This window comes from Aeromonas sp. HMWF014, from assembly GCF_963878295.1.
Classification (GTDB): Bacteria; Pseudomonadota; Gammaproteobacteria; order Enterobacterales; family Aeromonadaceae; genus Aeromonas; species Aeromonas popoffii.
This window is the reverse complement of record NZ_CAWNYS010000235.1, coordinates 1-10,033: the sequence shown is the minus strand read 5'-3', so window position 1 is coordinate 10,033 and position 10,033 is coordinate 1. Positions and strand designations below refer to the sequence as shown.

Below are 10,033 nucleotides of genomic sequence, written 5' to 3'. Positions count from 1 at the left end.
TCACACATCAGAAGGATCGGTCAATGGATCCTTAACTGATCGGCATTACCCCGTGGGGCGCTCTTGTTATCACTGGCAAACCGAGTTATATCAGGCTTTTTTGAGGTAGGCGGCGACCAGCACTATCTGCACGCCGTTGACCTTGCCTTCGATGTGCAGCGGGTTGTTGGTCAGGCGGATGCCCTTGACTAGGGTGCCGCGCTTGGCGGTGAAGCCGCCGCCCTTGACGTCCAGATCCTTGATCAAGGTAACCGAATCGCCTTCGACCAGCATGGCGCCGTTGGAATCCAGGGTCGGTACGCTGTCGTCATCGTCGCCAGCCTGACCGGCTTCGGCCCAGGCCTTGGTTTCGTCTTCCATGTACATCATGTCCAGCATGTCCTGAGCCCACACTTCGCCCTGGCCGGACAGGTTTTTCAGCTGACGCCACGCCATGACCTGCACCGCCGGAACCTGACTCCACATGCTGTCGCCCAGGCAACGCCAGTGATTGACCACTGTGGTCTCCGGCTGCTCCAGCTGGCCACGGCAGGTGTCACACAGGGCAAGGCTGTGATCATCATCGCTGGCCGGTGAGTGGGGCACAGTGAAGGCAGTCAGTGCCTGTTCGGCGCCGCACAGTTCACACTTGGCGTCTGCGCGCGCTTGCAGGATGGCATTGATGGTCATGTTTTGGTTCCATTCATGTTGGTGAAATGGCCCGCCTGAGCGAACCAGGGTAAAGAGGGGGCGAAACATAGCATAAAACCCCTCGCTTTGTCAGGCCAACGCCCGGGCTACAGGTTGTTTGCCAAGCTGACACCTGTGCTCACGGTGGCTTACCGGGGCAAAGCCGGGGGGCATGACCACCTGCCAGGCCCGAGCTCGGTTTCATGGCGGCAGACCCGCATTGGCGAGTGCTTTTTGGGGAGGGATCGCTAGAATAAGCCTCTTTTTTGACTGCAAGGCAGGGGCACGCGTGCTGGCTCAACGTTTTCAACAACTGGATAGATTGCTGACCGAGACTCGGCGCTGGTGGCAATACCAACCTTATCATCACCTGAACCTCGCATTCGCCGACGAGGCCCCTGCGCTGGCCGCACGGCTCAATGCCATGCCCCTTGAGCAGATCAATCGACTCGATGGTGACATGGTGGCGCTGTGCGGCCTGCTAGCCCCCTGGATCCCGGCGGGGGAGACGCTGCATGCTCTGAGTGAACTCGCGCGCTTTACCCCCGAGCCCATCCAGTGCGCCAAGGAGATGGCGCTGCACATGCCGGGACGCAAGCAGGCACAGATAGAGGCCTTTACCGGCTGCCTGCCACCCCATCAAGGCTCCTATCTGGAGTGGTGCGCGGGCAAGGGGCATCTGGGGCGGCTGGTTTCCCTGCATCGCCGGGCAGAGATCCTGAGTCTGGAGCTGCAAGGCCCGCTCTGTGAGGAGGGGCGTCGGCTGGCGGTGCGTGACGGGGCCCGCATGCAGTTTGTGCAGGCGGATGCCTTTGCGGTCGATGCCGGCCAGTTGCTTGCCACCGAGCATCATGCCATGGCGCTGCACGCCTGCGGCGAGCTGCACACCCATCTGCTGGCGCTGGTGGCCGAGCGTGGCGCCCAGGGGGTGACCATATCCCCTTGCTGCTATCACCTGATCCGTGGCTCTCACTATGTCCCCCTGTCCGCCGCCGCTCGGGCCAGCGATCTGCACCTGGCCAAGGCGGATCTGCGGTTGCCGCTGCAGGAGACGGTGACCTCAGGTGCCCGCATCTCGCGCCTGCGCGAGTTGGAGGTGGTGTGGCGGCTCGGGTTTGACTGCCTGCAGCGCCAGGTGCGCGGGGTGAACGAATATCTGCCGGTGCCCAATATGCAAAAAAGCCTGCTTACCGGCAGTTTCGAGGCGTTTTGTGAATGGGCGGCCGATCGCAAGGGGATAGCCCTGCCTGCGGGAATGGACCTTGCCACTTTTCTGGCGCAGGGGGAGGCGCGTTATGGCGATGTCGCCCGCATGGAGCTGGTACGCCATCTGTTTCGTCGGCCGCTCGAGATCTGGTTGGCGCTCGATCGGGCGCTCTTCCTGCAAGAACAGGGCTACCGGGTGGAAGTGGGCGAGTTTTGCGACAAACCCATGACCCCCAGAAATATCTTGATCCGCGCCGTGCGATCCTCGCTCGCATAAACCCCTCAGTGACCTGCCCCGGATTGCCCTGCTGCCAGCGGGGCATACTGTGGCTCATCAGACAAGTCAGCGTCAGTTTCATGGCCCACAGCCACTATTAGAGCCGCTAACAAAACCGAGTTGATTCGAACGATGCCAATCCCCACATAAGCGGCAGGGCATGAAAATTCATCAGTAAGCAGCTCTGGAAATCCCTGCCACCATGCATGCCACACCGAAAACCCTCGCCTCGTGGTGGTAGTCCACGTCTTGATGACTTCCATCAATGTAAGTCGGCCTAAAATGTCATTTCTACAAAAAAGGGAATATTGATGATAACGATCCCCGCCTATGGTTATACGCGGGGATCGTTGATTGATAATATTTAGAAGTGATATTTAACGCCCAACATGACGACCGTATCACTGTAACCTTTGTTGCCCACTTGATGACCAACATTGCCCCACAAGTTGAACTCTTTATTAACTTGCCCCTCCACTCCGAGCTTCAGTTCAGCAATATTGGTCGCACCATCCTGCTTGACGCTGACACCGTTCATTGTGGTGCCGAAGTCCTTGTTGTTGTGGACCCAGTTGATCTCAATAAACGGCTGAAATACCTGATCCTTGCCTTTATCCTGGTCACTGTAGCTGTTCATAAAGGCTTTCACTCCCATACGGGTCTGTATATTGTCATTACCCTTACCAGACACACGGGTGCCATTGGCTTCCGTATGGACATCAGCTTTCACCCCCATCTTGGTGACCTGTGCTTTGGGTTGGATAAAGTACGTAGCATTCTTCGCCGCATTTTCGCCTACTTTGAAGGCATAACCACTCTCAACCGACGCTGTCACACCCTTGGATTTGTAATCTTCACTCGCCAAATCCTGACCCGTGACCGTATTGCGGAACCAACTGTACTGAACCCAGGTGTCCACATACAGACCTGACTTATCAGCCTCGTTGTCATACCAGGTACCGTAGACACCGGCACTGTAACCCTCTACCGTACCCTTGGCGTTGTAACCAGACACACTGGACACAGTGGTACTCTTGCTGTTGCCATAACCGGACATCAGCCCTATATGGAAACGATTCACCCCATTATTACTCCACTGAGCAATGTCGCCACCCAGTTGCACGACATAACTGTCCGCCTGTGTGCTCAACTGATCGTGCTCATCACGGAAGCGGTTATGCCCGCCTTCTGTACGCAGCCACAGGCTGGTGACTTTTTGTTCGCCAGTCAGTACATCTGTGTACCGGGTCCTCCCTAGACGATCATGCAGACGGGTAACAAACATGTTGTTGCTTGCCGCTAGATTGGCTGAATAAGCGCCCACTTCTGGTCGTTCAACAGGTTGGTCAGGACCGGGGTCAGGACTGGGGTCAGGGCTAGGGTCAGGATCGGGGTCAGGGCCAGGACCGGGCCCTGTATGATAATTTAATAAATACCAGTTCTTATAATTTTTTCCCGGCCCCCGCTTTAACTGGTATTCATAGGCACCAGCAACGATACGCCCGGACTGAATAAATTCGCCATTTGATACACCTTGGACTTGTATCACTTCAATGCCGTTGACTGTCTGTGCACCCATCCCCCCTGCATTGTTAATTTTTACGCGGCTACTGCCTGAAGTATCACCCTCTACCACTAACTTATCGGTATTCGACGTGTCATCTCCAAGTACCGTAGACATGTAGAGTGTGCCATTGTTACCGATATAGTCTCCCGTAATGGTTAACTGACTGTTGCCACCGAAATATACCCCGCCCGAGTTAGCAAGACTTGCTATTGTCTGATTAAAACTGTTTAGCCTCAGAGTGCCGGGTGCATCAACAATATAATCTGAATTGGGGCTGAAGGTGTTTTCTGCCCCTGCCAATAAATTCCCTGCAATAATGTGAGTTATACCTGAGTAGGTGTTTAACCCGGTAAGGGTGGTACTCCCTTGGTGTATATCAACGTGCCCTGCACCACGGATAACAGGAGAGAACCGGTAATTTGAGCTGGTGTGATTAAAACTCAACGTACCTGTCCCAGAACCAAAAGTAACCGTTGGCGTCTCAATAAAACCTGCTGTAGAGGTTTCCCCATCACCAATGCTTAATAGGCCCGTTGAGTTTATTCCACTGGCGATAACCATCCCCGTGGCTGACGATACCGTGCCATTGTTTGCAACATACAGCGAGCCATCGACCGCAGTGGCACTTGTTCCCAAGCCAATATTTAATAAACCGCCCATCGACCAGAGAGAACCTTGCCCAGACACCAGCGCAACACTTTTTCCTTCCGGATTGAGGTGAGCAATATTATTTGAAAAAGTGGGGTGAGTCGCGATAAGCTTCGCACCGTCAAGCACCATCAAAGATCCATTACCGAATGTTCCCACTGAGACAGTGGCTGCCTCAATAGTAGACCCAGGCCCGGAGAGATAAACACTGCCGTTACTGTTTCTCGATAATGAAGTATTGCCTTGCCCTCCCCCAATACGCAACACTGACGCAATCTTGACGGTGCCGCCGTCCGTGACAGATAATTCACCGTAGCCTAGGTGACCTACATTGATTCCAGGTGCAATACCTATAGTTGAAGCTGAGTTATTAATCAGTGAGGAGCCGGGGCCACGTACAATAACCACACCAGAGCTCGTGGCACTATCTCCAATCGTGAGTGGTTTTGTCGCGCTACTGTTAGCTATGGTAACGTTACCGCCGTTTTCGATAATCAATGTCCCGATACCCGTGGTATTACTCGTAATCAACGAATTGGTATTGAGACTTGACCCATTTCCAGTGACGGTTAATGAGCCAGACTGGCTCCCGCCAATGCGCACTGCTGATGTGCCAACCAGGTTGGTATCTACCACTGCGCCATTTTCAATTGTCAATGAGGCCTGGTTGTTAACTCCAACCGTTATCTGCCCCAGACTCGTTGAAGTATTAATTACGTTACCTAGGTCATCGAGAACAAGAGGTGCCGAAAACCCGGCATGAGTAAATAAAACCAGCGAACTCGAACTGAATATCAGTAGTGTAGATATCGCCTTCTGTTGAGGTATCTTCTTTTTCATAATCTCAATGCCCTCCATTAGGGGCTATCACCTGACCGTACCATCGGACTGCATGATGGAGTTCATGAACAAATATACATGCCACAGATGCAACAGAATTCTTGTGCAATGTGGGATTTTCTGGACCTACTATAGTAGGCAATTCTAGGTTCAGGGGGACATTGTTGCCCAAATCCATATGTCTTGAATGGAACTAACTGGGGCGGCGGTGATCTGATCACCACCATACCCTTTACGTCATCATTCATGGGTAAGGCGCGTCACCCCATCACCCACAGGTCTCAATACAACAAGTCTCTCGTCCAACGTGTGCTGGGTTGATGCGGATGTCATGAACAACTGGTTCCACCACGCCCATCACGTGCGACGGGGCTGCAGCCAGCCATACACCGGCCAGACCATCGGCACCTTCCTGATGATTAAGGGCATGTTCAATCTGACTTTGCGAGTAGCTCAGGGGCAACTCAACTCCCTGTTCGAGTGGCCACTGTGTGCCCCCGACCCTGGCGTCAGCAGCGTGCTTGCACTGTGCAGGTGGCCAATCGGCAGCCTTCAAAGGGTCGTATCACCGATCGACTCGACAGGCCTGACGCTGTTTGATGACGGCGAGTGGAAAGTCAGAGAACACAGTGCCGAGAAACGGCGAGTCTGGTATGTCCCGGTTCAAGTTGTTGCTGGCGGCACCTATGGCATCGGCATCAAGGGATGACGGTATGTCTGCCTGAGAACCCTGAGTAAACATGCGACCTGCACTGTCAATAACATATTGATATCGAGTGTGGGGCGCATGCGTGGCCAACTACTCTTCGATATCGAGTAGAACCAAAATGGCGCTGTCACCGCCCCATTCACGGGGGGCTTGATGGAAGGCTCGCACATTGGGGTGCTGGGCCAACCAGCTGGGAATGCGCTGCTTGAGAATATGTTTGCCGATGCCGTGCATCACGGAGGCGACATGGATGTTCTCTTTCTGGCAGAGGGTGAGCAGGGCGGCCAGCTCCTGTTTTGCTTGCTGCTGGTTCATGCCGTGCAGATCCAGATAAATCTCCGGCGGATAGATGCCGCGTTTGAGCTTTTTGAGCTCGAATTTTGACACATCGTCACGCACGTAACGGGTCGGGCCATCCTCGTCCAGATGAGGCTGGTACTCGTCGCTGAAAAAGTGGCCAACCCCAAGCTTTTCGCGGCTTTCGCGCAGTTCGCGTTTCTGCTTGACCGGGCGCAGGTCGGCCCTTATGGTATCTTGCTTAATTTTCCGGGTACCTTTGACCGCATCGCGAAACAGCAGGCTTTCCTCGATCGTCGGTGAGGGCGTTTTTTTCATCAGATGCTCATTTATTAGGTATGCGTCTTGCCCGCTACTGTAAGTGGGTGCTCGGGCCGGATATTACTCGACTTGGAGGTGGATTTGGACAAGATATTTATCGATGAGGTGGTTGCCGAGATGCACACCATCCAGGACATGTTGCGCTGGGCCATGAGTCGTTTCAACGACGCCGGGATTTTCTACGGACATGGTACCGACAACGCCTGGGATGAGGCTGTGCTGCTGGTACTGCCCACGCTACATCTGCCACCGGACGCGGATCCGGGCATGCGCCACTCCCGCCTCACCACCAGCGAGCGTCATCGCATCGCCGAGCTCGTCATTCGCCGTGTGCAGGAGCGCGTGCCGGCCGCCTACCTGACCAACAAGGCCTGGTATGCCGGTTGGGAGTTCTACGTGGACGAACGAGTACTCATTCCTCGTTCACCGATTGCCGAGATGGTGGCCAACCGCTTCGCCCCTTTCCTTAAGCATGAGCCGACCCGGATCATGGATTTGTGCACTGGCTCCGGTTGCATCGCCATCATCATGGCCCATGAATTCCCGGATGCGGAAGTGGATGCCATCGACATCAGCGTGGATGCGCTGAACGTGGCTGAGCGCAACATCACCGATCACGGTCTGGAGCAGCAGGTCATTCCGATCCGCTCCGATCTGATGCGTGATCTGCCGGCGGGTGACAAGTACGATCTCATCGTCTCCAACCCGCCCTATGTGGACTCCGAAGACATGTCGGATTTGCCGGATGAATTCCGCCACGAGCCCGAACTCGCGCTGGCTTCCGGCTCCGATGGTCTCAAGCTCACCAAGCGCCTGTTGGCCAATGCCGCTGACTTTCTCAAGGATGACGGCGTGCTGGTGGTCGAGGTGGGCAACAGTATGATCCACCTGGAAGCCCAGTTCCCGGAAGTGCCTTTTACCTGGGTCGAGTTCGAGAACGGTGGTCACGGCGTGTTCGTGATGACCAAGGCCGAGCTGGAGCAATACCAGGACCATTTCGCGATTTACAAGAGCTAAGCAGCAAGGAGCACCCATGGCAGGGAACAGTTTTGGCCAACTCTTTCGGGTCACCACCTTTGGCGAGAGCCACGGCTTGGCGCTGGGCGCCGTCGTTGATGGCTGCCCGCCCGGGCTCGAGATAAGCGAAGCGGATCTGCAGGGAGATCTGGATCGGCGCAAGCCCGGCACCTCCCGTTACACGACCCCACGCCGTGAACCGGATGAGGTGAAGATCCTCTCCGGGGTGTTCGAGGGCAGGACCACGGGGACCTCCATCGGCCTGCTCATCGAGAATACCGATCAGCGCTCCAAGGACTACTCCGACATCAAGGATGTGTTCCGCCCGGGCCATGCCGATTACACCTACCACCAGAAATATGGTCAGCGGGATTATCGGGGCGGTGGTCGCTCCTCCGCCCGTGAGACCGCCATGCGGGTGGCGGCGGGCGCCATCGCCAAGAAGTACCTCAAGCAGATGCATGGCATCGAGCTCACCGGTTTCCTCTCCCAGCTCGGCCCCATCAAGGCCGAGGCATTCGACGCGGCGCAGATTGAGCAGAATCCCTTCTTCTTCCCCGATGCGGGCAAGCTGGAAGCGCTCGATCAGTACATGCGCGATCTGAAAAAAGAGGGCAACAGCATTGGTGCCAAAGTGCAGGTCATTGCGCGCAATGTGCCGGTGGGCCTCGGCGAGCCGGTCTTCGATCGCCTCGATGCCGACATCGCCCACGCCATGATGGGCATCAATGCGGTGAAAGGGGTGGAGATTGGCGACGGCTTCGCAGTGGTAGAGCAAAAAGGCTCGGAGCACCGTGACGAGATGACCCCGGCCGGCTTTGCCAGCAACCATGCGGGCGGCATTCTGGGCGGCATCTCATCCGGTCAGGATATCGTGGTGAGCTTAGGCTTAAAGCCCACCTCCAGCATCACTGTGCCGGGCAAGAGCATCAATACCGAAGGCGAGGCCATCGAGATGATCACCAAGGGACGACACGATCCTTGTGTCGGCATCCGTGCTGTCCCCATCGCCGAAGCCATGCTGGCGCTGGTGTTGATGGATCACCTGCTGCGCCACCGCGCCCAGAATCAGGGTGTGTTGACCCATACCCCGCAACTGCGTTGATCGGTATAGCACCCTGTCGCATCATCGGCTGATGAGCGGTCACGAATGACAAAGGCGACCTTGGGTCGCCTTTGTCATGTCTGTGCAGTGCCTGTTGGCAGTTGCAGGGCTATGGTTGGTGCCGGGTCAGCAGATCGGCCGCTTGGGGATCAGCATCTAGGCGGCAGGTGGGGGGCGAAAACTGGCCATGGGTTTTAGGCAGGGCAGTGATGGCCTGATTGACCCGGGTCAGCTGCTCATCGCTGATACTCTCCTTGGCAAACATCAGACTGACCGGTTGGTGGTGCAGCAGTAACTGACAGCGGATCACCCCTTTGGCACCCATTTGGGAGAGCCGATAACCGGCATATTGCCACTCCATGATGATGCCATCGAGCCGATGGGCCAGCAGCAGATCGATCAGCCGATCATCGGTATTGTACTCGGTGGCCACCTTGAGGGCGGGGCACTCATCCATTTGATGGATGGGGCGAGTTCCGCGCAGCTTGCCAATCTTGAGCCCTTTCTCGTGACAGAGGGTCGGCAGGGTATCGAGCTTCTCCCAGCGATCCTGTTGACCGGGGATGGGATTATGACTCAGTAGTACATAGGCGCTCTGGCGATAGGGCGCTGAGAAGCGGGCATACTTCTGACGAGCCGGCAGCGGCAATGCCGCCATCGCCACGTCCAGCTGATCGTGTTCCACCAGATGCACCGCCCGTGCCCAGGGAAGCTCGCGAAACTTGGGGGTAACACCTGCTTGTTGCAGGATCTGGCGGGTCAGCGTGATGTCCAGTCCATCCAGCTCGCCCCGTTTGTCGATGTGGCTAAAAGGAGGCCAGTGGCTCCAGGCCACGGTCATGGTCTGACTGGCTTGCAGCGCAGGGCTTAGCAGCAGAAGCAGCATGCCGATCCTTGCCTGCCATCTGCTGCGGGAATTGCCGAGGGGACAATATCGCGTGGTCATAGCTAAACCTCGTTACTCTGTTCTTCTATTCCGTGCCTCTGCCCCCCATGCGTGCGAGGGTGGTTATTGTGTTATCAGTTAATAGTGTGGTATGTGCGTCTGTTATCAACAGGATTATTCGCAGGGGAGTGAGGGGCTTTTCTGTTCGTGCTGGGAGGAGCATCACATTTTTCTCGTTTATCCCGAGCAACTCCGTTAGACTGCGCCTCTATTCTTTCCCCTTTGCTCTGCTCCCCGGGGAAATCGTTGTTTTCTCAATAGGCCCAGATCTTGTGAGATGGCATCGGCTCAGCAGAGGAGCCCCACCACAAATCCCCGGCGCCACTATCCCTAGCAGGTAATTATGAGTTTTTCTTCCCTCGGTCTGGCCGAACCCTTGTTGCGTGCCGTTGCCGAGCAAGGCTACGACACCCCGTCTCCCATTCAGCTGC

The 10,033-nt window shown here is 55.9% G+C and carries 7 protein-coding genes and 1 pseudogene; 4 read left to right on the top strand and 4 right to left on the bottom strand.

What is annotated here, in order from left to right:
- Positions 1–90 precede the first annotated feature (90 nt).
- Positions 91–669: a PhnA domain-containing protein gene (locus tag AAC083_RS09440; RefSeq protein WP_042037370.1), complete on the bottom strand. Its 579-nt coding sequence runs from the start codon at positions 667–669 to the stop codon at positions 91–93.
- Positions 670–922: 253 nt separating this feature from the next.
- On the opposite strand from AAC083_RS09440, the gene AAC083_RS09435 reads away from it, so the two are divergent.
- Positions 923–2,152: a methyltransferase gene (locus AAC083_RS09435; protein ID WP_108536444.1), complete on the top strand. Its 1,230-nt coding sequence runs from the start codon at positions 923–925 to the stop codon at positions 2,150–2,152.
- A gap of 364 nt (positions 2,153–2,516) precedes the next feature.
- On the opposite strand, the gene AAC083_RS09430 is transcribed toward AAC083_RS09435, so the two are convergent.
- A complete protein-coding gene (locus AAC083_RS09430) occupies positions 2,517–5,207 on the bottom strand; it encodes an autotransporter outer membrane beta-barrel domain-containing protein (protein WP_108536443.1) in 2,691 nt (896 codons plus the stop codon).
- Between the two features lie 246 nt (positions 5,208–5,453).
- On the opposite strand from AAC083_RS09430, the pseudogene AAC083_RS09425 reads away from it, so the two are divergent.
- Positions 5,454–5,859: pseudogene (locus tag AAC083_RS09425) on the top strand (transposase); the annotation flags it as partial.
- 147 nt (positions 5,860–6,006) lie between these two features.
- On the opposite strand, the gene smrB reads toward AAC083_RS09425, so the two are convergent.
- Positions 6,007–6,531 carry an endonuclease SmrB gene (smrB, locus tag AAC083_RS09420; RefSeq protein ID WP_108536440.1) on the bottom strand — a complete coding sequence of 175 codons (525 nt, stop codon included), beginning with the start codon at positions 6,529–6,531 and terminating at the stop codon, positions 6,007–6,009.
- Positions 6,532–6,615: 84 nt separating this feature from the next.
- Here smrB and prmB point away from each other — a divergent pair, with 84 nt between their 5' ends.
- Positions 6,616–7,551, top strand: a complete 936-nt coding sequence (prmB, locus tag AAC083_RS09415; RefSeq protein ID WP_108536442.1) for a 50S ribosomal protein L3 N(5)-glutamine methyltransferase — start codon at positions 6,616–6,618, stop codon at positions 7,549–7,551.
- Between the two features lie 16 nt (positions 7,552–7,567).
- Positions 7,568–8,656 (top strand): chorismate synthase, encoded by a 1,089-nt coding sequence (gene aroC, locus AAC083_RS09410; RefSeq protein WP_108536439.1) that lies wholly within the window; start codon positions 7,568–7,570, stop codon positions 8,654–8,656.
- A gap of 109 nt (positions 8,657–8,765) precedes the next feature.
- On the opposite strand, the gene AAC083_RS09405 is transcribed toward aroC, so the two are convergent.
- The gene (locus AAC083_RS09405; RefSeq protein WP_108536438.1) at positions 8,766–9,602 is read right to left on the bottom strand and encodes a substrate-binding periplasmic protein; all 837 of its coding nucleotides are present in this window, start codon (positions 9,600–9,602) and stop codon (positions 8,766–8,768) included.
- Positions 9,603–10,033: the final 431 nt, after the last annotated feature.